Raw genomic sequence first — 20,241 nt, forward strand, 5'->3', positions numbered from 1 at the left:
ATGTCGATCAACCTTCACGGCCGCTCCGTCCTTACCCTGGACGATCTGACCGCCGATGAGATCCGCTTCCTTCTCAAACTGGCGGCCGATCTCAAGGCGGCCAAGGTCGCAGGACATGAGATCCCGCGTCTTGTCAGAAAGAACATCGCGCTCATCTTCGAGAAGGATTCGACGCGCACCCGGACAGGCTTTGAGGTGGCAGCCTATGACCAGGGCGCCCACGTTACCTATTTCGGGCCGAGCGGCAGCCATATCGGCCACAAGGAATCCATGAAAGATACGGCGCGGGTGCTGGGCCGCATGTATGACGCGATCGAATATCGCGGCTTTGGTCAGCACCAGGCCGAACTGCTTGCCGCGCATGCAGGCGTGCCGGTTTACAACGGCCTTACCGACGAGGCGCATCCAACGCAGATCCTTGCCGACTTCATGACGATGCGCGAATTCACGCACAAGCATCTGTCGGACATGACCGTCGCCTTTGTCGGCGAGGGCCGCGACAATGTCGCCCTGTCATTGGCGCTGGGTGCAGCCAAGGTTGGCATCGATATGCGCATTGCCTCGCCAAGGGATCTTTGGCCCGACGAGGCGTTCTGCGCCCATGTCAGGGAGCTCGCCGCACAAAGCGGCGGCCGCTTCCGGCTGGATGAAGACGTGACGAGCTGCGTTCAGGACGCCGACTTCGTCTACACCGATGTGTGGATGTCGATGGGCGAGGACAAATCCGGCTGGGCGGAACGCATCCGCCTGTTGACGCCATACCGGGTCACCGGAGAGGTGATGGCGGCGACGGGCAATCCCCACACCAAATTCATGCACTGCCTGCCGGCGTTCCATGACACCGAAACAGAAATCGGTGCCTTCATCGCCAAGGAGTATGGCATCGACTGCATGGAAGTTACCGACGAGGTATTCGAGTCGTCAGCCTCGATCGTTTTTGACCAGGCTGAAAACCGCATGCACACGATCAAGGCCCTGCTCGTAGCCACGATCGGCACCTGAGATGCGTATCGTCGTTGCCCTGGGCGGAAACGCGCTGTTGCGGCGCGGCGAGCCGATGACCGCCGACAACCAACGCGACAATGTCAGGCGTGCGGCGTCGGCGTTGGCGGCATTGATCGGCGAAGGGCATTCGGTCGTCATCACGCATGGCAACGGCCCTCAGGTCGGGCTACTCGCGCTCCAGTCGGCCGCGGACCCGGACGGCGGCTCCTTCCCGCTGGACGTGCTCGGCGCCGAGAGCGCCGGCATGATCGGCTACATGATCGAACAGGAACTCGGCAACCTCCTCAAGGAGAGGCTTTTCGCAACCCTGCTCACACAAGTGAAAGTGGATCCGCACGATCCGGCGTTCGCTCACCCGACGAAGCCGATCGGCCCGGTCTACGATGAGGCAGCCGCACGCAAGCTTGCCACCGAACGCAGCTGGCGAATCGCACCCGATGGCGACAAATGGCGCCGGGTCGTGCCTTCGCCCAAACCGCTGGCAATCCTGGAAGCCTCGGTGATTTCGTTCCTGGTCGAGCGCGGCGTGATCGTCATCTGCACCGGCGGCGGTGGGGTTCCGGTGATAGCTCGGGATGACGGCAGTCTTTGCGGCGTGGAAGCAGTCATCGACAAGGATTTGGCAAGCTCGCTTCTTGCCCGCCAGTTGCAAGCCGACATGCTGCTCCTGTTGACCGATGTCGACGCCGTATATGTCGACTATGGAACGGCGGCTGCTCGGGCGCTCCGGCGCGTGAGCCCCAAGGAGCTATCCGGGAAGAATTTTGCGGCCGGCTCCATGGGGCCGAAAGTCAGTGCCGCAATCGAATTCGTTGAGGCGACCGGCAATTCGGCAGCGATAGGCCGGCTCGAGGACGCTGTTGAAATCGTCAGAGGTCGGCAAGGCACCAGCTTCCACGCCTGAGCCGCTTTCGATCTCTCAGCCCGGAGTGCGTACAGGCATCGGCGCGGCCTAAGCCTACGGCCGACGGAGGCGTCTCATCTGCGATCCAGGCTCTTTATGTAGGAAACGATGGCGTCAATTTGCGTGGGAGTCGCGACGAATTCCGGCATGTCGGGGTGGCCGGTCGAGATCCCCTCACCGAGTGCCTCTTCAAGATCCTCCACCGGATAGCGGCTCGACAATGTGCGGAAGGGCGGCGCATCAGGATGGGTGCTCTTGTCGTTCAAGCCGACGGCATGGCACCCGGAACAGTTCGTCTCGACAAGCTTCTTGCCGCGAACAGTCTGCGCGTCGTGGCCTGCCCATGCCGGCGTCGCGCAAAGAAGGGCAAGTCCAAGCAGCAGGAAGCGTCCAGACAGGGATCGAGGTTTCATCGTCCCAGCATGGATGAGATATGGACGCCATACCTTGATCTGGCTCAAATCTGGCACTCGATCACACATGGCTTTACTGGTGCGTTCGGCACGAACCGAGCCCCCCGCCACCTCCGCGGCGCGTCTCGTAGAGCCGGACGTTCTCAGGCGGTGGCGGTCGCCGCGGCCATGTCCTCGATCGTGTTGCGCGCCTCCTTGCGCAGATGCCCGGCCGCCTCCGCGGCGAAGCTGGCGCCGATCGAGGCGACCTTGCCGATTTCGTCCGCATAGGCGGCTGTGGAGTTTTGGACAAAGTTGCCGACGACGTCGAACGCATCCACGAATTCGCCGCTGGCGATCAGTGTCTCGACCAGTTTCAGGTCGGCTTCCAACCGACGCCCGAGGAACGAGAGGCCTTCAAGCTGATAGCGCATAAGAATCCGCGCGGAATGCGCCTGCAAGGCGACGTTCGCCTGCAGAAGCTTCTGCCCTGACCTTATGAAAGGAAGCATCTCCGGCACGCGCAACGCCTCACTCCAAGGTGCGATGACGTCTTCCAGATCGCATGTCGTCATCTCAGTACCTCACCTTCACCCGACTAGGTCGTGCATGGCGGCCAAAGCTGTAGTTTGTCGCAGAAGGTTCGCCTGTGGTTGCCGACGCGAGTTCAAAGCAAATCGATGCTCCGGCGAGATAGGCAAACCCAAACGCGACGCCCCAGAGAACGATGACATCGGCGGACATGGTCAAATCCTCTCGTTGGTTCTGGCCAAGAGTGGCAGAACCGCCGCGCGAAACATTGATCCCGATCAAGCCTACCGGCCTCGTCGTCATTTGACCCTGGTCAAGGCGATCGCGCTGCGCCAGTTACGCGGTTTCCCGCGGCCACGCCGCTTCGCCCGGCTCGGCGCGACGAGCGCCTAGGTAGTTTCCCTTAGGGACATAACCGAATTTCGGCCGGTTCGATTTTGCGCGATTTCTGTTGTCACGGATCAACCGGGAACACAGCCATGTACGCTCAACAGATCGCCAATATTGAACTGCCCACGCAGCAGGCCCCTTTTGCTCTGCTCGATGCGACGCAGCCGGTCAGCTTCTTCCCGGCGGGTACGGAGATCTACGCCCAGGGCGAAAAGGCAGGGCCGCTTTACCAAGTCGAATTCGGCGCCGTGCGCGTCTACCGCCTTCTGGCCGATGGCCGCCGGCAGATCAGTGCCTTCCATATGGCCGGAGAGACATTCGGCTTCGAAGCCGACGCCACCCATCATTTCTTCGCCGAGGCGATCAACGCGACCGGCATCCGGGTTTTCCGGATCGCCTCAGCCGCGGACATGTCCCGGCAGTTGCTGCCGCTGGCACTCAAAGGTCTGATCAGAGCCCAGGAACATCTGCTGGTGCTTGGCCGCCAGAATGCCATCGAGCGTGTCGCCGCCTTCCTGGTCGACATGGCGGAACGCCAGGGCGGCCTGCGCCAGGTCGAGTTGCCGATGTCGCGCATGGATATTGGCGACTATCTCGGCCTCACTATCGAGACCGTGTCGCGGGTCTTCACCCGCCTGAAGGACAAGGGCGTCATTCGCCTGCTTGGCCTGCGCAGCCTCGAGATTCTCAAGCAGGACGTGCTGCTCGACATGGGCGAATGACGCGCACCGCTTTAGCGATCCAGAACAACAATGCCCGCAAGGGCAAGCCAAGGACCGAAGACGATGAACACGACCCTTACCACGCACTCAGGATTCCGCTTTGACGTTCGCGGTGCACGCCCCGAAGACGAGCCGACGGTCGCCGAGTTTTTCACCCATGTGACGCCCGAGGATCTGCGCTTCCGCTTTCTTGGCGCCGTGCGGGAAGTTTCGCACGAGAGGCTGGTTGCGATGACCCGATCCGACGATGCGCATATCCATAATTTCCTGGCATTCGTACCGGACGGAATGTTGATCGCGGTGGCGACGCTGGCCAGCGATCCGGCCGACAGGCGTGGCGAGGTCGCCATCTGCATCCGCGATGACCGCAAACATTTGGGGGTCAGCTGGGAATTGCTCGCCCATGTCGCGCGCTACGCAGATGAGCACGGTCTCGAAACGATCGAATCGATCGAAAATCGGGAAAACCGCGCAGCGATCGATCTTGAGCGCGAGATGGGTTTCACCGTGACTGCCGACCCCGACGATGCGACACTCGTTCTGGTTCAGCGCAAGCGGGGCGCCAGTCTGCCGGCGTAGGTACTCGCTCGCCTCCCAGCCGCAACGAGACCTGCTCAGAAAGCAAGCAGGTCTCGCGCCACGGCGAACTCCTCATCGGCGGGAATGGCAAGAATATCGACACGTGACGTAGCGGCGCTGACGAGACCATCGCCGTTTTGGTTCAAGCCTTCATCAAGCGCCAGGCCAAGCCACGCGGCAGCCTCACAGACTTTGCGCCGGATCAGGGGCGCGTGCTCGCCAATACCGGCGGTAAACACCAAAGTGTCGAGACCGCCAAGCGCGGCGGCCAGCGACCCGATCTCTCGCCCGACGCGATAGATGAAGAGATCGACGGCTTGAAAGGCCGCTGGGTCCTTGCTGTCGAGCAAGGTCTGCATGTCCCCGGAAATGCCGGACACGCCCAGCAGGCCCGAGCGCTCGTAGAGAAGGTCGGTCAGTTCATCGGCCGATAAGTTCTTGCTACGCAGAAGATGCAGGATCACGCCCGGATCCAGCGCGCCGCAGCGGGTGCTCATGACGAGACCGTCGAGCGTCGAAAATCCCATTGTGGTCGCCACACTTGCCCCTGCCCGCATGGCGCACAGGCTCGCGCCGCTGCCGAGATGGGCAACGATCGCCCGGCCACCGGTGCCGGCGCCGTACCGTTCCCGCAGCATCCCTGCAATGTGGCTGTAAGACAGTCCGTGAAAGCCGTAGGAAACGATCCCCTGCTCCGCCATGTCTCGCGGCAGACCGTAGATCTTGGCGAGCGCCGGCCGGGTTGCGTGAAATGCCGTATCGAAGCAGCCGACTTGCACGGCGTGCGGCAGCAGCTCAGCTGCCAGCTTGACGATCTCGAGATTGATAGCCTGATGGATAGGCGCGAGCGGCTCCAGCCCGTGCAGGGCTGCCAATGTGCCTGCGTCGAGCAGAGCCGCCGCTGTGAAGGCCTGACCGCCATGAACGATGCGATGGCCGATCTTGCCGATCCGGCCGAGGAGATTGCGATCGGCGAGCAACGAGGCCACCGCCGAAAATGCGTCGGCGATCGCGATCGGTCCATCGCCAAGGCTCTTGTCGACCGCGGCCGCCGCTGCCGTGGCCACCGTGCGCAGTCTCGGATTTCGGGCGAGCGAAGACACGCTGCCGCGCAACAGCAGGGGAAGGTCCCCTTGCTCCTCGAAGACGGCGAACTTCAGGCTTGATGAGCCGCCATTGAGGACCAGGAACGCATCAGTCATGATCGGCCTGTCACCGGCTTACTGTTCCCACTTCCAGCCGAGAATCTCCGGCATATCCTGCCCGTGGGCGCGGATATAGGCTCGATGCTCAATCAGCTTTCCTTCCATCGCGTGTTTGAGCCCGACATGGGCGCCGCTCGGCTCGGGAATCCGGTCGAGCACGCTGAGCACAAGATGATACCTGTCGAGGCCGTTGAGTACAGTCATGTCGAAGGGCGTGGTGGTCGTGCCTTCTTCATTGTAGCCGCGCACATGAATGTTCTGGTGGTTGGTCCGTCGGTAGGTCAGGCGATGGATCGTCCAGGGATAACCGTGATAGGCGAAGATCACTGGCTTGTCCTTGCTGAACAGCGCGTCGAAGTCGCGGTCCGACAGGCCGTGCGGATGATGCTCCTTGGGCTGCAGGGTCATCAGGTCGACAATGTTGACCACCCTGATCCGCAGATCCGGAATATGCTCTTTCAGGATCTGTACCGCGGCAAGCGTCTCCAGCGTCGGCACGTCGCCGGCGCAGGCCATGACCACGTCAGGCTCCGCGCCGTGGTCAGTCGAGGCCCACTCCCATATCCCCACGCCGGCGTTGCAGTGGACGATCGCCTCCTCGATGCCCAGCCACTGCCAGGATGGCGCCTTGCCGGCGACGATGACGTTGATGCGGTTCCAGGTCTTCAGCACATGGTCGGTCACACAGAGCAGGCTGTTGGCATCCGGCGGCAGATAGACACGCACGACATCAGCCTTCTTGTTCAGGGCGACGTCGATGAAGCCGGGATCCTGATGGCTGAAGCCATTGTGTTCCTGGTGCCAGACGTGACTGGACAAGAGGTAGTTCAGTGACGCAACCGGCTGCCGCCATGGCAGCTTGCGGCAGGCGTCAAGCCATTTGGCATGCTGGTTGAACATGGAGTCAATGATGTGCGTGAAGGCCTCGTAGCACGAGAAAAAGCCATGCCGGCCGGTCAGCAGATAGCCTTCCAGCCAGCCCTGGCAGGTATGCTCGGACAGGATCTCGATCACCCTGCCGTCTCGTCCGAGATGGACGTCCTCTGGAAGGATTTCTTCCATCCAGGCGCGTTCCGTCACCTCAAAGACATCCTGAAGCCGGTTCGACGCCGTCTCATCGGGGCCAACGATGCGGAAGTTCCTGGCGCCCTGGTTGAGTGCCATCACGTCGCGCAGGAAGTGGCCCATGACCCGTGTCGACTCCGCCTTCACGGCTCCGGGGCGCTCGATCGCAATGGCGTGCTGATCAAGACCGGGCAAATCGAGAGAACGGCGCAGAAGGCCGCCATTGGCATGCGGGTTGGCGCTCATGCGCCTTGAACCCTGCGGAGCAGTCGCGCGGATCGTCGGCGCTGGAGCACCTGTTGCGTCAAACAGCTCTTCCGGCCGGTAGCTGCGCATCCAATCCTCGAGCATCTTCAGATGCGCCGGGTTTTCGGCGAGACCCGACAGGGGAACCTGATGCGCGCGCCAGAAACCTTCGGTCTTCAATCCGTCGACTTCCTTGGGCCCGGTCCAGCCCTTCGGGCTGCGCAGCACGATCATCGGCCATCTCGGCCGCGACTGGACAATGGCGCCGCTGCTGCGCGCAGTTTCCTGGATCGCCTTGATGCGGTCGAGCGCTTCGTCGAGCACGACCGCCATCTTTTCATGCGTCAGGGCCGGGTCGTGGCCTTCGACGAACAGCGGCTCATAGCCGTAGCCTACGAACAGCGCGCGCAGTTCCTCTTCGGGGATCCGGGCGAGAATGGTCGGATTGGCGATCTTGTAGCCGTTGAGATGCAGGATCGGCAGCACCGCACCGTCCTGCACCGGATTGAGGAATTTGTTGGAATGCCAGGCGGTGGCAAGCGGTCCGGTTTCCGCTTCGCCGTCTCCAACCACGCAGGCGACGATGAGATCCGGGTTATCGAATGCCGCGCCATAGGCATGCGAGAGCGAATAGCCCAACTCGCCTCCCTCATGGATTGATCCCGGCACATCCGGCGCCGCGTGGCTGGGAATGCCGCCCGGAAAGGAAAACTGGCGAAACAGCTTCTTCATGCCGGTCTCATCGAGCGAGACATCGGGATTGAGTTCGCTGTAAGTGCCCTCGAGATAGGTGTTGGCCACCATGGCGGGGCCGCCGTGGCCGGGACCGCAGACATAGATGACGTTGGCGTCGCGCTGCCTGATTGCGCGGTTGAGATGCGCATAGATGAAGCTGAGCCCCGGCGAGGTCCCCCAATGACCAAGCAGCCGCGGCTTGACATGCTCAAGCCGGAGCGGCTCGCGCAGCAGCGGATTGTCGAGCAGGTAGATCTGGCCGATGGTCAGGTAGTTGGCGGCGCGCCAATACGCGTCGAGATCGTGTAGCTCCCGTGCGGACAAACGGTTCGCATCAGCCGCAGTTCTCGAATGGTCGTCCATGTTCCGATCCCTCTGCATTCGCGAAAATCCTGGCCACCGTCTAACGCAAACCAGTGAGTTGAGTTCGTTCGACGCTTTCAATCCGTTTTCGGCAGGAACCGTCGCACATATCTATCGACCACTATATGACCATCGCTGTCACGTAACGGCTGCGATCCTTTCTCGATCCGAGCTGAAATCCCGGTCTACTGATTTCGTTTCTAAGTCTGTCGGCTGTGCGTGGCATTGATGCAGCGCAAATGCGGCTGCAAACATGAACCCTCACGGATTGCCAATTGAATGGCCGACCGCCGCGACGCCAATTTACCTCCAATCTGGAGGCGAACGCTTGCCTCGACGCGGCAAGTCGCTGAAGTCGCCGTAGATGTCTGCTTTCAGGCAAACCGCAAAATTGATGTCAAAGATGCGGGGGAAGGCAGACCGCCTCTTCGCACGCCATTCTACGCTATAGCCCTCTCCCTTTTTTGAAAGGGCTTTACTTCATCAGGTATCTGGCCGCAGATCTGACTTGCCAGACTGCAGATGGAGAATGCCAGTTCGGCAGGAAGCGAAATGCGGACACGAAAACAATTCATACGATTGCGAAAATCGCCGCCGCTACGCTATTGCCGTCCGTTCCTCTACTCCCACTTGATTGTTCAAACAGCATATAACCCATTGAATTGCTGCCAAATATTTTTCGTACCTCCACAAAGTCCGATACAGAACCATCAAAAAATTACGCTTTTGATTTTAAACGGAAAATTGCCGTGAAAAACATTTCGAGGTTTCACCAACTATCGAGATCAATTGGAAGATTTCTCGCAGCTTGCGGCGCCCGATAGCGCCTAGGTGGTCTTTCAAAAGTACCGTCACCGCGCCAATCGAGGCGAGGAGCTTCGGGTATATTGAGCCTGCGGCGTGCACCCCCTTGGCCGGCGGTCGATACAGGGTCATTGTGTGGCGAATAGGCATTTACTAGTCTTTCGGCTGGGTCGAGGATAGCACGCATGACGCCGAAACTGAACCGCTGGAAGCGCTTCGCCGACTGGGACGAGCGGCCGTTGCGGCTGGACAAGTTCGCGGCGGAAGACCCCGCCAACGGCTTCTCCGCCTTCTCCAGCCCGGCCGATCCCAAGCCCGGCGTCGGCATCAAGGAGGGGCGCGTCGTGTCCCTCGATGGGGTGCTCGAACACGACTACGACATGATCGACCGCTTCATTGCCCGCCATCACATCGACCCGGAGGTGGCGCCTGAAGCGATGGCGCTGGACTCGGCGACCGTCGCACGCTGGCTAGTCGACATGAACGTGCCGCGCGAAACGCTGGTGCGGCTCGCCCATGGCATGACGCCCGCGAAACTCGCCGAGGTGGTGTCGCAACTCAACGCGCTGGAGATCGCCTTCGCCTATTCGAAGATGCGGGCGCGCAAGACGCCGGGCAATCAGGCGCATGTCACCAACGCCAAGGACGACCCGTTGCAGCTCGCCGCCGACGCGGCGACTGCTGTCGCCTTTGGCTTCGACGAGATCGAGACGACGATGCGCGTGTCGCGCAACGCCTGGTCCAACGCAGTGGCGTGTGCGGTGGGCGGCGCGGTCGGCCGCTGGGGAACGCTGTTCCAGTGTTCCAGCGAGGAAGCCGAAGAGCTGCGCATCGCCATGGCCGGCTTCACCTCCTACGCCGAAACCGTTTCCGTCTACGGAACTGAAAAGTCGTTCACCGATGGCGACGACACGCCGTGGTCCAAGGCATTTCTCGCCGCCGCCTATGCCTCGCGCGGCGTCAAGATGCGCTGCACGTCGGGTGCCGGCTCAGAGCTGCTGATGGGCTTCCATGAAGCAAAATCACTGCTCTACCTGGAGGCGCGCTGCCTCTGTCTGCAGCGTGGCATGGGCGTGCAGGGCACGCAAAATGGCGGCATCGACGGGGCGCCCTTGACCGCCACTATACCCGGCGGCGTCCGCGAGCTGATGGCCGAGAACCTCATCGCCGTCTGGCTCGATCTCGAATGCGCGTCCGGCAATGACGCGCGCTCGACCGAATCGGAAATTCGCGTCGGCGCCAAAATCCTTCCCTATCTGATTGCCGGCTCGGATCTGATCTGCTCCGGCATGGGATCGATCCTGAAATACGACAATTCGTTCAACCCGTCGCTGATCAACGGCGAGGAACTGGAAGATTATCTGGTGCTGCAGCGCGATTTCGAGGCCGATGGCGGGCTGACGCCGCTGCCCGAGTCGCGCGCGATCGAGCTGCGCGAGCGGGCGGTGGAAGCGATCGCCGCCGTGTTCGAGGAACTCGACCTTTCCTCACCGACCGAGGACATGAAGAGCAGTGTGGTCTACGCGTCCGGTTCCGACGACACGCGCAGCCTGATGCCGCGCGACGTCAGCTTTATCAGCGAAGCCATCAAGGAGCGTGGCATCACCGTGATCGATGTGGTCAAGGCGCTGGCCAAGCGTGGGTTCCGCGAAGAGGCGGAGAACCTCCTCGACGTGGTCAAGCTGCGCCTTTCCGGTGACTATCTCCAGACCTCGGCCATGATCCGCAACGGGCGGATCGTCAGCGCGGTGAACGATCCAAACGACTATCTCGGCCCGGGCTCCGGCTACCGCGTGTCCGAAGAACGGCGTCTGCAGCTCAATGACATCCGCGATGTGCTGGACCAGAAGGAGGTGCTGCGCTCGGAAGCCTTGCACGAGAAGGACGAGGCAAGGCACATCCGCTATCGCAATCTTGGGCCGGCGGCCAACGGATCGGCCAAGGACGATGTGGTCATCGGCATCAGTCCGGCATTCGGGCTCAAGCTTTATCGGACGACGGCCGGACATCGGCTCTCCGAAGTGCTTGGCGCGATGCTGGATGCAATTCGCGCACGCGGGCTCAAGGCGCGCGTCGTTCGCTTTCGCCATACCGCCGATACCTCCTTCCTCGGTCTGTCCGCCGCCCGGCTTGCCGGCAGCGGCATCGGCATCGGCATCCAGGCCAAGGGCACGGCCGTCATCCATCAGCGCGACCGCCAGCCGCACAACAATCTCGAACTGTTTTCCAATGCGCCGATCACCAGGCTCGAGCACTATCGTGCGCTCGGTGCCAATGCGGCGGCCTATGCACTGGGCGAAATGCCGGAGCCCATCGTGGTGCCGCAGCGGGGCGAGGCCATGGGGTCCCGCTACCACGCCCGCGTCGCCCTCATCTACGCCATCGAAACCGGGCTGACCGAGGCGGGTGCTGCTCCCGAAGAGGTCGATGTCACTTTGACGGGAGCGAAATCGTGACCCATACGCGTGCCGACTATCCACTCGCCGAAACCCAGCCCGGCGCGGTGACCGGCAAGCATGGCAAGGCGCTTCCAGAGATAACGCTGGATGCGGTGCTAGCCGGCGAAGTGACGATGGAAGACCTCCGCATCACACCGCAAGCGCTGCAGGCCCAGGCCGACGTGGCGCGCGATGTCGGCCGGCCGACACTGGCGCTCAACTTCGAGCGGGGGGCGGAGCTTGTCGAGGTGCCGCAGGATTTCATCATGCAGGTCTACGAATTGCTGCGCCCGGGCCGCGCCAAGTCCATGGAAGAACTGCTCGAGGCCGCCGCCACGATGCGTGACACCTACCAGGCCGAACGCATCGCCCGGTTCATCGAAGAAGCCGCCGAGACCTATGCAGCGCGCGGCCTTTTCACGTTCCGCTTCTGAAAGGACCGCATGAGCTGGAAAACCGGATTCCGTTCGCTCTATTACCTCGGCGCGCCCGAGCCGGATGATCCGGTGCTGGTGCCGGCGCAAACCGCCATCCTGGTCATCGATGTTCAAAACACCTACCTGGAACGGCCGGATCGCGGGTCGCTCTCACCGCAGGAACAGCACCGTTACGATCTGTGGACGCCGTTCCACGAGCGCATGCACGGCACGGTCATACCGAACACGGCAAGACTGCTGGAGTTGGCACGGCAAAATAGCATCGAATGCCTTTTTGCCCGCATCGCCTGCCACACCAGGGACGGGCGCGACCGCTCGCTCTCCCAGAAAATGCCGGGCTGGAACAATTTGCTGCTACCAAAGAACGACGCGCCATCGCAGCTCGTTGCCGAGCTTCAACCGGCCGGCGACGAAATCGTCGTGACCAAAACCACGGATTCCGCGCTGACTGGGACGAACCTGCGCCTGATCCTTCACAATCTCGGCATCAGGAACGTCATCTGCTGCGGCATCTTCACGGACCAGTGCGTGTCCTCGACGGTGCGCAGCCTGGCGGATGAGAGCTACGCCGTCATCGTGCTTGAGGATTGCTGCGCGGCGGCGACCGAGGAGCTTCATCGCAAGGAGCTCGAAATCATCAACATGATCTACTGCCACGTGATGTCGAGCGGCGAGCTATGCAAAATCATGGCCTTGGCAAAGTGACGCGGCGTCCGTAGTGTCATGGCTGCACTCGCAGGCCGGGATACATCGGCCGCCACGTGCGGGGACCAAATACTGCTGTCACGAATGGAGAGGGCTTCATGGCCATAGAAACTGCACGCGGGACGATCGACGTCTCGAAGAGTAACAGCATCAATCTTTTGCACTCCAAGGCCGTGGGGCTCGCGGGAGTGCTCTTTCTGGCCGTTACCGGCGCGGCGCCAATGTCGGCGATGCTGGGCAACGTCCCGTTCGCGGCGGGCTACGGCATCGGCAAATACACGCCGGCCGCCTTCCTGATGGCGACGATCGTGCTGACCATCTTCTCGGTCGGCTATGCGGCGATGGCATCGCGTGTCTCGTCCGTCGGCGGCTTCTACTCCTTCATCAGCCAGGGGCTCGGCCGCGAGGTCGGCATGTCGGCGGGCATCGGCTCCCTCGCCTGCTACTCGCTGTTCGAGGCCTCTCTCACCGGGTTGTTCGCATTTTTCGGCAACCTTTGGATCTCCCAGCACTTCGGCATCAACGTGCCGTGGATCGTCCTTGCGCTCGCCATGATCGTGGTCATAGCAGCGCTCGCCTACCGCGACGTGAAAGTGTCGGCACGGCTGCTCGGGATCGCCCTCATTCTTGAAGTGATCATGCTGGTGATCTTCTCGCTGGGCGTGCTTTTCGCGCATGGCGGGACGAATTTTTCCGGCGATTCGCTCAATGTATTCAAGGTGTTCACGCCTGTAGCCGAGCAGAAGGTCGGCGATGTGGCCGTACCGGCGGGCGAGGCCGCCGTCGGCATATTCATGGCGTTCTGGTCCTGGGTCGGTTTCGAGATGGCGCCGAATTATGCCGAGGAATCCCGCGATCCGAAGCGCATCATTCCGCAATCGCTGCTGATTTCGGTCATCGGCCTTGGCCTGTTCTACACCTTCGTCAGCTGGTGCGCGGTGGCGGCCTATCCCACCGAGGCCGACATGGTGGCCAAGGCATTCTCCGACGGGGTGAATTTCTTCCTGACACCCGTTCAGAGTTTTGTCGGCGGCTGGGGCTACCAGCTGATGTCGCTTCTCATCCTGACCAGTTCCTTCGCCTGCGGCATGGCCTTCCACAACACCGCTTCCCGCTATCTGTACTCGCTGGCGCGCGAAGGCGTCCTGCCGCAGGCGATCGCGGAGACGCATGACCACCACAAGAGCCCGCACAAGGCCTCGGCGCTGCAGTCGGTGCTGGCGGCGCTATGGGTACTGCTCTACGGTCTGGCCTACGGCTTCGACGATCCGTCGGGACAGGCCTGGCTCGGCGTCTATACGCTGTTTGCGGTGCTTGGCACCGGACTGCTGCTGGTGCTGCAGGCCGTTGTCTCGTTGGCGATCTACATGTGGTTCAAGAAGAACGGCGGCGGCAGCATGCTGACGACGGTCATCGCGCCGCTGATCTCGCTCGTTGTCCAGCTGGTCCTCGTCTACACGCTGGTGGCCAATCTCGCGACGCTCGGCGGCACCAATGGCTTCGCCAGGAGCATCCCCTATGTCGGGCTTGCGATCCTTATCGTCGGCCTGATCTGGGGCTTCGTGCTGAAGTCCGCCAACCCCCAAGCGTACCAGAACATCGGTCACATGGTGAACGAAGGCTAGGGCATCGACCGCCCTGGATTTCTTGTGGCAACGGGGACAGGGTATCACTCTGTCCCCGTCTCATTTTGGAGCTTCAAATCATGACCCAGTCTTTGAAGGGTCGGTCTGTCGTCGTTACCGGCGGATCGAAAGGCATCGGCAAGGGCATAGCGCGGGTGTTCGCTCTCTCGGGCGCCAAGGTCGCCATCATCGCGCGCCATCTCGACCAGGCCGAAGCCGCTGCCGCAGAGATCGGTCACGGCGCCTTTGGCGTGGTTGGCGATGTCACCTCGCTTGCCAGCGTCGAGAGCGCTTTTGCGACCGTGGCCGCGAGAAACGGGGGCATCGACGTGTTGTGCGCCAATGCCGGAATTTTCCCGCAGGCGCGGCTCGAGGACATGACTTCGGAACAATGGGACGAGGTTGTCGACACCAACCTCAAGGGTACCTTCCACGCGGTCAAGGCGGCGGTTGCCCATCTCAAGAAGTCCGACCAGGGCCGGGTCGTGCTGACGTCGTCGATCACCGGCCCGGTCACCGGTTTTCCCGGCTGGTCGCACTACGGCGCCACCAAGGCCGGGCAACTCGGCTTCATGCGCACCGCCTGCATCGAGCTGGCGAAATACGGCATCACCGTCAACGCCGTCATGCCGGGCAACATCATCACCGAGGGCCTTGTCGCCCTGGGCGAGGACTACCAGAAGACCATGGCCGCCTCTGTCCCGCTCAAGCGGCTCGGAACCGTGGAGGACATCGGCTATGCTGCACTCTACTTTGCCTCGAAGGAAGCAGCCTATGTGACCGGACAGACGATCATCGTCGACGGCGGCCAGATCCTGCCGGAGAGCCTGGAGGCCCTGGCGTGATGATGGCGACCGTCTAGGAAAACTTGCGTAGATAGGCCTCGCACAGCTCGACCGTTCCCTCGGTGTAGGGCAGGCCCATCGATTGGGCGAGGTCTGTCTCGGCGTGTGAGCCGATCCACGCAACCAGGAGCAGGCGGCGCAGCATCACGAAGGTCGGGATCTCGTCCTCGTCCGCCCTGGGCAGGTCAAGCACGCGGCGATAGCCGGTCGTCCACGATTGGATCAGATCGGCGGCCTGCGGCTCGTGCTCGTAGAAAGAGATCGGCGTCGCCGCGTCGTACATATACCAGCCGAAGCCGCAGTCGTCGAAGTCGATGACCTTCACTGTCTTGCCGTCGATCAAAAGGTTGGCGAGCCGCAAGTCGCAATGAATGAGGCCAAAGCGGTCATGGCCCTTGCCGAAGGCGGCGAGCCTGTGGCCGATCAGTTCCGCAGCGCGGCCAAAGAGTTTGGCTTTCGCGGCGTCGACGCCCATGCCGTCACGCCAGCGCCCCCAATGGGGGTTTTCCTCGCCAAGACTTGTCTCGAAATCCCATACATGGCGGCTGAACCAGGATGGGCGCTTCCACTGTCGGGCGTGGATGTGCATGCGGGCCGTCACCTCGCCCAGCACCTCGAAAGGCTCGCCAAGCGCCTCGCCTATGCCCGGCTCCGAACCCGTCTCCCATTGCGACAACACAACATTGCGGGGTCGCGCCAATCTGGCATGGCCAACAAGCTGGATTTGCTCGCCGTCCTTGCCCGCGACCGGCACTGGTGTGGGGACGATCCCGGTCTGGCGCAGATCCGTAAGCCAGGCCAGCTCAGACTGGATGGCCGTCCTTGAATGGTAGCCGTCGCGATGGATGCGAAGCGCCCAGCGCCGGCCGTCGCCAGCCGCGACCTTATAGGTCGCGTTCTCCGAGAGGTTGATCATCTCGACTGAAACATCCGCCGGAAGGTCGTAGTTGGCGGTGGCCGCCTCGGCCGTCTCCTGAAGGATGCCGAGTTGCTGGTCATGGCTGAGCGCGTCGAAATCCGTCACTGTCCGTCCTGCCCGATCATTGTGCCCTTGTCCCCTGCCAGAACCCGTGCGGTCCCGGCAAGCCCAACCGCCGGTTCGAGTTGGACCCCTGCAGTTTCAACCAGCCTTGGACCATGTCAACTCGCCTTGTCTGCCTGATGCAGCAGTTCTCGCGCGCGCGGCATTGCCGCATCGAAGCGATCCATGATGTCCCGGCAGGTTTCGTGATCGAGAAGCACGCCAGGTTTCCACTGCAGCACCTGCTTGTCGAGCGACGAGAAGATCGCCCAGACGCCGTGCTCGTAGAGTGCGCGCGAGACGAAGACGGCGCCTTCCCTGTGATTGCTGAACTCCAGGCCGAGGATCACGCCTTTCTGGCGCACCCCGGTGAAGATATCGCCGTGACGAACCTGCATCTCACGCATGGCCTGCGCCATGAACTCGGTTACGGTGGCGACATTGGCCACCAGTTCAGGCCGCTGCAGCATCTCGATGACCTTGTGGGCAACGACACAGCCGAGTTCGGCCCCGCCGGTGGTCGAGATGTGGGCCGCCCCGTCCTCGTTTAGCCAGCCGCCGGCCCGGTCGTTCACCAGCGTCGCGCTGATCGGATAGAGGCCGCCGGACAGGCCCTTTGCCGTCACCATGATGTCCGGCTGGACGCCGTAAGCCTGCCAGCCCCACATGCTGCCGGTCCGCATCAGGCCGGTCTGGACCTCGTCGGCGATGTACATCGCGCCATGCTTTTCGCACAGCGCCTTGCAGGCGCTGAGATAACCGTCCTTCGGCATCGGGAAGCCGTACGTGGCGGGGATCGTCTCCATGATCAGCGCCGCGACGTCTTCGCCCTTCAGCGCCTGCTCCATGGCGTCGATATCGTTGAACGGAACCTGGATGAACGTCTCCGGCTGGTCGGAAAGGAAGATCTTGGTGAAGCGATCGTCGCCGGTTGCCACCGCGAGCCCCGAGTGTCCGTGATAACCCTTGATGATCGACACGATCTTGCGCCGCCTGGTGGCATAGCGGGCGCTCTTGATGGCGATGTCCACCGCCTCCGCGCCGCCCGGCGCGAAGATCGCATATTTCATTCCCGGTGAGACATTGACGAGGGATTCGGCCAGCGCCGTTCGCGCCACTGAAGGGAACCAGTGGTTGCCGATGTCGAAATAGTCGAGCGCGCTCTTCAGCGTCTCGACCAGCTCCGGATTACGGTGACCGAGATTGTAGGTGCCGCCATTCAGGTGCAGGTCTATCAGGCGGCGCCCCGACATGTCGTAGAGGAAATAACCCTCCCGCCTGCCGATCACCAGATCGATCCCGGCCTTCTGCCAGAACCTAGTCTTGTCGGGATTCCAGAAACGGATTGCCTTGTCGAAAAAATCCTGCTTCGACTCGAACTTGAAGGGGCCGAAGTCGTACATGCCTGTCTTTTCCCCAGAGGTTGGTCGGCGCATCCAAGCGGGCGAGGCTCGTCCAATGGATGATGCAGGATTACGGGCCGGGGAGAAAGGGGGCTGAAAGATGATCCTGAAGGACAGGACCGCGATCGTCACCGGGGCGGGATCAGGCATCGGCAGGGCCGCAGCGCTCATCATGGCGCGTGAGGGGGCGATTGTCGGCGTCGCGGATCGCAGCGCTGACGGCGCGAACGCGACCGTCGACCAGATTGTTGCTGCTGGTGGCCGGGCGAAAGCGCTTGTGTTCGACCTGACCGACGATCAGGCGCTTGAAGCCGGTTTCCGCGATTTCATCGACACACAAGGCAGGATCGACATCCTGCACAATCATGCCGGCGTACAGGTAGAGGGTGACGTGCTCGGCGTGAGCGTCAAAGGCTTCGACACGTCCTGGACGCTCAACGTGCGGGCTCACTTCCTCGGTGCCCGCATCGTCATGCCGTTCATGAAAAAGGCGGGTCGCGGGGTCATCCTCAACACGTCGTCGAGCTCCGGCGTGCTCTACGACCGCGAGATGATCGCCTATACGACGACCAAGCACGCGGTGATCGCGATGACGAGGCAAATGGCGGGCGACTATGGCCGTTTCGGCATTCGCGTCAACGCGCTTTGCCCGGGTTGGGTCGACACGCCCTTCAATGCTCCTTTCATCGCCCAGATGGGAGGCCGAGAAGCCATCGAAACCTACATCCGCGAAAAAGTGCCACTTGGCCGTTGGGCAAGCGTCGAGGAAATCGCGGAGGCAGTGCTGTTTCTGGTGTCCGACCAGTCCTCGTACATGACGGGCCAGATTCTGGTTGTCGATGGAGGAGAGACGGTGATCTAACCGAGAGCCTTCAGGAGGTCGTCAATCCGGACCGGAGTTGGAATCTTTGATTTCATTGACTTTTTCGTAAACCAAATCCGAAGCCTTCCCGTCCCGTATCATTCCGCCGAGGCCGAAGAAGCAAACTCAGTGACCCCATATTGTAGTAGCCGTAGTGCTGGCGATCATTCTCGATGCCCGGAGGTTCGCCACCTTATGAGGCCTCGTAGAGTTCCAGCGGCAATCCATCTGGGTCGTTGAAAAAGGTAAACCGTTGGCCTGTGTATGGGTCGATCCGGATTGGTTCAACCGCAACGCCGGCGGCTTCTAGGCGTACAATTACGGGGTCGAGTTTCGTCACGGCAAACGCCAGATGTCTCAGGCCTGTTGCCTCTGGATGAGACGGCCGCATCGCTGGTGCAGGGAAGGAGAACAATTCCAGCTGGACGGACCCGATCCGCAGATCGGCCTTCCATGACTGCCGCTCCTCCCGAAAGACCTCCCGGATCAAATCGAGGCCGAGGAGTTCGACGTAGAACCGTCGCGACCGGTCGTAGTCGGTGCAGATGAGCGCGACGTGGTGAATGGCATTCAGCATGCTAAGAACTCTAGCCAAGCTGGGATTTGAGGCCAAGTCACCATCGAGTACACGGCACTTTGTTGATGTCGCCGTTCGCGAGGGTCGCCTCGTTCATATTCTCGCGTGAGAAGCTCATGCAGGGAATAGATTGCCGATGGAGCACAAGGGCAACTGGACCGCCCGTGGCACGTGCTCACGGTGACGCCTCGACGCCTCTCAACGCTTACAGACGCTGCACGGTGACGATCCATGCCGCCGCATTGAGAAAAGACGCGGTCGATCTTCGCCACCGCTTTAGCTAAGGAACCACGAACCAGCAGACGCCCTACAGATTAGGCAGTGTGGGCACCCGGCCTTTCGATGCGTCTCTCCGCGCCGTCGAGCAAGTGCCGGTACCGCCGCGATGTTCGGATGATGCCTACAAGGCACTGATCGCGCGTATCATGGAATTCTACACCACCGCGCTGTTCAACCCGCATTGGGGCGAGCAGATCGTCTTCCGCCCCGGCAATTTGCTTGCCATCAACATGTTGTTTCAGGGCATCGATCAGGAACAGGCCGAAGTCGCATGGCGGCCCTTTCTTGACTGGCTAGCCGAAGGCAATCAAGATTTCCAGCTATCGGCTGATCCTTTCTTCATCTCGGCCCCGGCGCGACATTTCTGGGATCCGCGTTTCCTGGAGAAGGTTCCGGGCATCGTCTTGTTCGACACCCGCCCCGGCGCCTGGGCCGACAACATGTTCTGGGCCGGCAATCTGGAAGAGGCAGGCCAGGTGCTGCATGGCTATCAGTCAGCCTGGTTGCCCGCCTCGCTTCTGGAGCGGGACCGCCGCGAGGCACTGGCCGAGATGCTGTTTGCGGCAAGCCGCCACTGGAGCATCTCGCTACACACGAACAAGGGGCTCGCCGGTGCACCGGCTGAAGTCGTGGAACAGGCGCGCGATACCGCCATCAATCCGGCGGCACTGGAAGCCTTCGCGCTTTTGATCAGTGCTGCCAAAGGGCCGCCAGCCTATCCTGGCATCCCCGGCCACGAGCCTGGCGCCGTCAAGGCGGACAGGATGTCGAAGCCATCGGCAGGGCGATGAGCGAGGTTCGGCGCCTAGTTCCGAATCCCGGCTCTTATGTAGCCGAAAGTGACTTTTTCGAAGAACGCTGGCAGGATGCGTTCTGGGGAACGAACTATCCGCGATTGCTTGCGGCGAAAGAGCGCTACGATCCGGACGGCCTTTTCATCAATCATCACGGTGTCGGCAGCGAGCGCTGGAGTGCCGACGGTTTTACGAGGTTGTCTGGACGCTGAACACGCCCGTCGATCTCTGCCACCTGATCGCCTGCGAAGCAGCCGACGCCATCGTGACCGCTATCAGTTCAATCAACCAGCGTGGCCATGTTCTCCAGATCC

The 20,241-nt window shown here is 61.7% G+C and carries 19 protein-coding genes; 12 read left to right on the top strand and 7 right to left on the bottom strand.

All coding sequences use genetic code 11. The annotated features are described in order from the left end of the window. Together argF and arcC are read left to right on the top strand one after the other, a co-directional pair. Entirely contained in the window at nt 1-1,002 is a 1,002-nt protein-coding gene (argF, locus tag AC04SF_RS34410; RefSeq protein ID WP_488481397.1) for an ornithine carbamoyltransferase, read from the top strand. Between the two features lies 1 nt (nt 1,003). Then, nucleotides 1,004-1,909 (top strand): carbamate kinase, encoded by a 906-nt coding sequence (gene arcC / locus AC04SF_RS34415; protein ID WP_488481398.1) that lies wholly within the window; start codon nt 1,004-1,006, stop codon nt 1,907-1,909. A gap of 74 nt (nt 1,910-1,983) precedes the next feature. Here arcC and AC04SF_RS34420 read toward each other — a convergent pair whose 3' ends face one another. Further along, on the bottom strand, nt 1,984-2,370 hold the full coding sequence (locus AC04SF_RS34420; RefSeq protein WP_488481399.1) for a c-type cytochrome: 387 nt from the start codon (nt 2,368-2,370) through the stop codon (nt 1,984-1,986). Nucleotides 2,371-2,465: 95 nt separating this feature from the next. Beyond that, the gene (locus AC04SF_RS34425; protein WP_202351186.1) at nt 2,466-2,828 is read right to left on the bottom strand and encodes a phasin family protein; all 363 of its coding nucleotides are present in this window, start codon (nt 2,826-2,828) and stop codon (nt 2,466-2,468) included. Nucleotides 2,829-3,311: 483 nt separating this feature from the next. Here AC04SF_RS34425 and AC04SF_RS34430 point away from each other — a divergent pair, with 483 nt between their 5' ends. Beyond that, on the top strand, nt 3,312-3,944 hold the full coding sequence (locus tag AC04SF_RS34430; RefSeq protein ID WP_096454898.1) for a helix-turn-helix domain-containing protein: 633 nt from the start codon (nt 3,312-3,314) through the stop codon (nt 3,942-3,944). Nucleotides 3,945-4,007: 63 nt separating this feature from the next. Further along, nucleotides 4,008-4,523, top strand: coding sequence for a GNAT family N-acetyltransferase (locus tag AC04SF_RS34435; protein ID WP_488481400.1), 516 nt, complete (start codon nt 4,008-4,010; stop codon nt 4,521-4,523). A gap of 35 nt (nt 4,524-4,558) precedes the next feature. Here AC04SF_RS34435 and AC04SF_RS34440 read toward each other — a convergent pair whose 3' ends face one another. Together AC04SF_RS34440 and AC04SF_RS34445 are read right to left on the bottom strand one after the other, a co-directional pair. Then, entirely contained in the window at nt 4,559-5,725 is a 1,167-nt protein-coding gene (locus AC04SF_RS34440; RefSeq protein WP_488481401.1) for an acetate/propionate family kinase, read from the bottom strand. An 18-nt stretch (nt 5,726-5,743) separates the two neighbouring features. After that, nucleotides 5,744-8,137 (bottom strand): phosphoketolase family protein, encoded by a 2,394-nt coding sequence (locus AC04SF_RS34445; RefSeq protein ID WP_488481402.1) that lies wholly within the window; start codon nt 8,135-8,137, stop codon nt 5,744-5,746. A 989-nt stretch (nt 8,138-9,126) separates the two neighbouring features. Here AC04SF_RS34445 and AC04SF_RS34450 point away from each other — a divergent pair. From AC04SF_RS34450 to fabG, 5 genes are all read left to right on the top strand, one after another. Further along, nucleotides 9,127-11,397, top strand: a complete 2,271-nt coding sequence (locus AC04SF_RS34450) for a propanediol/glycerol family dehydratase large subunit (protein ID WP_488481403.1) — start codon at nt 9,127-9,129, stop codon at nt 11,395-11,397. Beyond that, nucleotides 11,394-11,813, top strand: a complete 420-nt coding sequence (locus AC04SF_RS34455) for a diol dehydratase small subunit (protein WP_488481404.1) — start codon at nt 11,394-11,396, stop codon at nt 11,811-11,813. Before AC04SF_RS34450 ends, AC04SF_RS34455 begins: the two co-directional genes overlap by 4 nt. A 9-nt stretch (nt 11,814-11,822) precedes the next feature. Further along, the gene (locus AC04SF_RS34460) at nt 11,823-12,521 is read left to right on the top strand and encodes a cysteine hydrolase family protein (protein ID WP_488481405.1); all 699 of its coding nucleotides are present in this window, start codon (nt 11,823-11,825) and stop codon (nt 12,519-12,521) included. Nucleotides 12,522-12,619: 98 nt separating this feature from the next. After that, complete coding sequence (locus AC04SF_RS34465) at nt 12,620-14,146, top strand: APC family permease (RefSeq protein ID WP_488481406.1); 1,527 nt, start codon at nt 12,620-12,622, stop codon at nt 14,144-14,146. 80 nt (nt 14,147-14,226) lie between these two features. Beyond that, the gene (gene fabG, locus AC04SF_RS34470; protein WP_488481407.1) at nt 14,227-14,991 is read left to right on the top strand and encodes a 3-oxoacyl-ACP reductase FabG; all 765 of its coding nucleotides are present in this window, start codon (nt 14,227-14,229) and stop codon (nt 14,989-14,991) included. A gap of 13 nt (nt 14,992-15,004) precedes the next feature. On the opposite strand, the gene AC04SF_RS34475 is transcribed toward fabG, so the two are convergent. Both AC04SF_RS34475 and AC04SF_RS34480 read right to left on the bottom strand, forming a co-directional pair. Next, the gene (locus AC04SF_RS34475; protein WP_488481408.1) at nt 15,005-16,015 is read right to left on the bottom strand and encodes a phosphotransferase enzyme family protein; all 1,011 of its coding nucleotides are present in this window, start codon (nt 16,013-16,015) and stop codon (nt 15,005-15,007) included. Nucleotides 16,016-16,131: 116 nt separating this feature from the next. Further along, nucleotides 16,132-17,415: a class-III pyridoxal-phosphate-dependent aminotransferase gene (locus AC04SF_RS34480; protein ID WP_488481409.1), complete on the bottom strand. Its 1,284-nt coding sequence runs from the start codon at nt 17,413-17,415 to the stop codon at nt 16,132-16,134. Nucleotides 17,416-17,515: 100 nt separating this feature from the next. Here AC04SF_RS34480 and AC04SF_RS34485 point away from each other — a divergent pair, with 100 nt between their 5' ends. Next, nucleotides 17,516-18,277, top strand: a complete 762-nt coding sequence (locus AC04SF_RS34485) for an SDR family NAD(P)-dependent oxidoreductase (protein WP_488481410.1) — start codon at nt 17,516-17,518, stop codon at nt 18,275-18,277. A 193-nt stretch (nt 18,278-18,470) separates the two neighbouring features. Here the strand turns inward: AC04SF_RS34485 and gloA2 are convergent, their stop codons facing one another. Continuing rightward, entirely contained in the window at nt 18,471-18,854 is a 384-nt protein-coding gene (gene gloA2, locus AC04SF_RS34490; protein ID WP_202351197.1) for an SMU1112c/YaeR family gloxylase I-like metalloprotein, read from the bottom strand. A gap of 425 nt (nt 18,855-19,279) precedes the next feature. Here gloA2 and AC04SF_RS34495 point away from each other — a divergent pair, with 425 nt between their 5' ends. Next, on the top strand, nt 19,280-19,924 hold the full coding sequence (locus tag AC04SF_RS34495) for a hypothetical protein (protein WP_488481411.1): 645 nt from the start codon (nt 19,280-19,282) through the stop codon (nt 19,922-19,924). Continuing rightward, nucleotides 19,921-20,139, top strand: coding sequence for a BBE domain-containing protein (locus tag AC04SF_RS34500; RefSeq protein ID WP_488481412.1), 219 nt, complete (start codon nt 19,921-19,923; stop codon nt 20,137-20,139). Before AC04SF_RS34495 ends, AC04SF_RS34500 begins: the two co-directional genes overlap by 4 nt. Nucleotides 20,140-20,241 lie beyond the last annotated feature (102 nt).

The organism is Mesorhizobium sp. CNPSo 4671, assembly GCF_057784245.1.

Coding starts and splice junctions, on each gene's coding strand:
- argF (WP_488481397.1), top strand. CDS start 1: ATGTCGATCAACCTTCACGGCCGCTCCGTCCTTACCCTGGACGATCTG.
- arcC (WP_488481398.1), top strand. CDS start 1,004: ATGCGTATCGTCGTTGCCCTGGGCGGAAACGCGCTGTTGCGGCGCGGC.
- AC04SF_RS34430 (WP_096454898.1), top strand. CDS start 3,312: ATGTACGCTCAACAGATCGCCAATATTGAACTGCCCACGCAGCAGGCC.
- AC04SF_RS34435 (WP_488481400.1), top strand. CDS start 4,008: ATGAACACGACCCTTACCACGCACTCAGGATTCCGCTTTGACGTTCGC.
- AC04SF_RS34440 (WP_488481401.1), bottom strand. CDS start 5,725: ATGACTGATGCGTTCCTGGTCCTCAATGGCGGCTCATCAAGCCTGAAG.
- AC04SF_RS34445 (WP_488481402.1), bottom strand. CDS start 8,137: ATGGACGACCATTCGAGAACTGCGGCTGATGCGAACCGTTTGTCCGCA.
- AC04SF_RS34450 (WP_488481403.1), top strand. CDS start 9,127: ATGACGCCGAAACTGAACCGCTGGAAGCGCTTCGCCGACTGGGACGAG.
- AC04SF_RS34460 (WP_488481405.1), top strand. CDS start 11,823: ATGAGCTGGAAAACCGGATTCCGTTCGCTCTATTACCTCGGCGCGCCC.
- AC04SF_RS34465 (WP_488481406.1), top strand. CDS start 12,620: ATGGCCATAGAAACTGCACGCGGGACGATCGACGTCTCGAAGAGTAAC.
- fabG (WP_488481407.1), top strand. CDS start 14,227: ATGACCCAGTCTTTGAAGGGTCGGTCTGTCGTCGTTACCGGCGGATCG.
- AC04SF_RS34480 (WP_488481409.1), bottom strand. CDS start 17,415: ATGTACGACTTCGGCCCCTTCAAGTTCGAGTCGAAGCAGGATTTTTTC.
- AC04SF_RS34485 (WP_488481410.1), top strand. CDS start 17,516: ATGATCCTGAAGGACAGGACCGCGATCGTCACCGGGGCGGGATCAGGC.
- gloA2 (WP_202351197.1), bottom strand. CDS start 18,854: ATGCTGAATGCCATTCACCACGTCGCGCTCATCTGCACCGACTACGAC.
- AC04SF_RS34495 (WP_488481411.1), top strand. CDS start 19,280: ATGGAATTCTACACCACCGCGCTGTTCAACCCGCATTGGGGCGAGCAG.
- AC04SF_RS34500 (WP_488481412.1), top strand. CDS start 19,921: ATGAGCGAGGTTCGGCGCCTAGTTCCGAATCCCGGCTCTTATGTAGCC.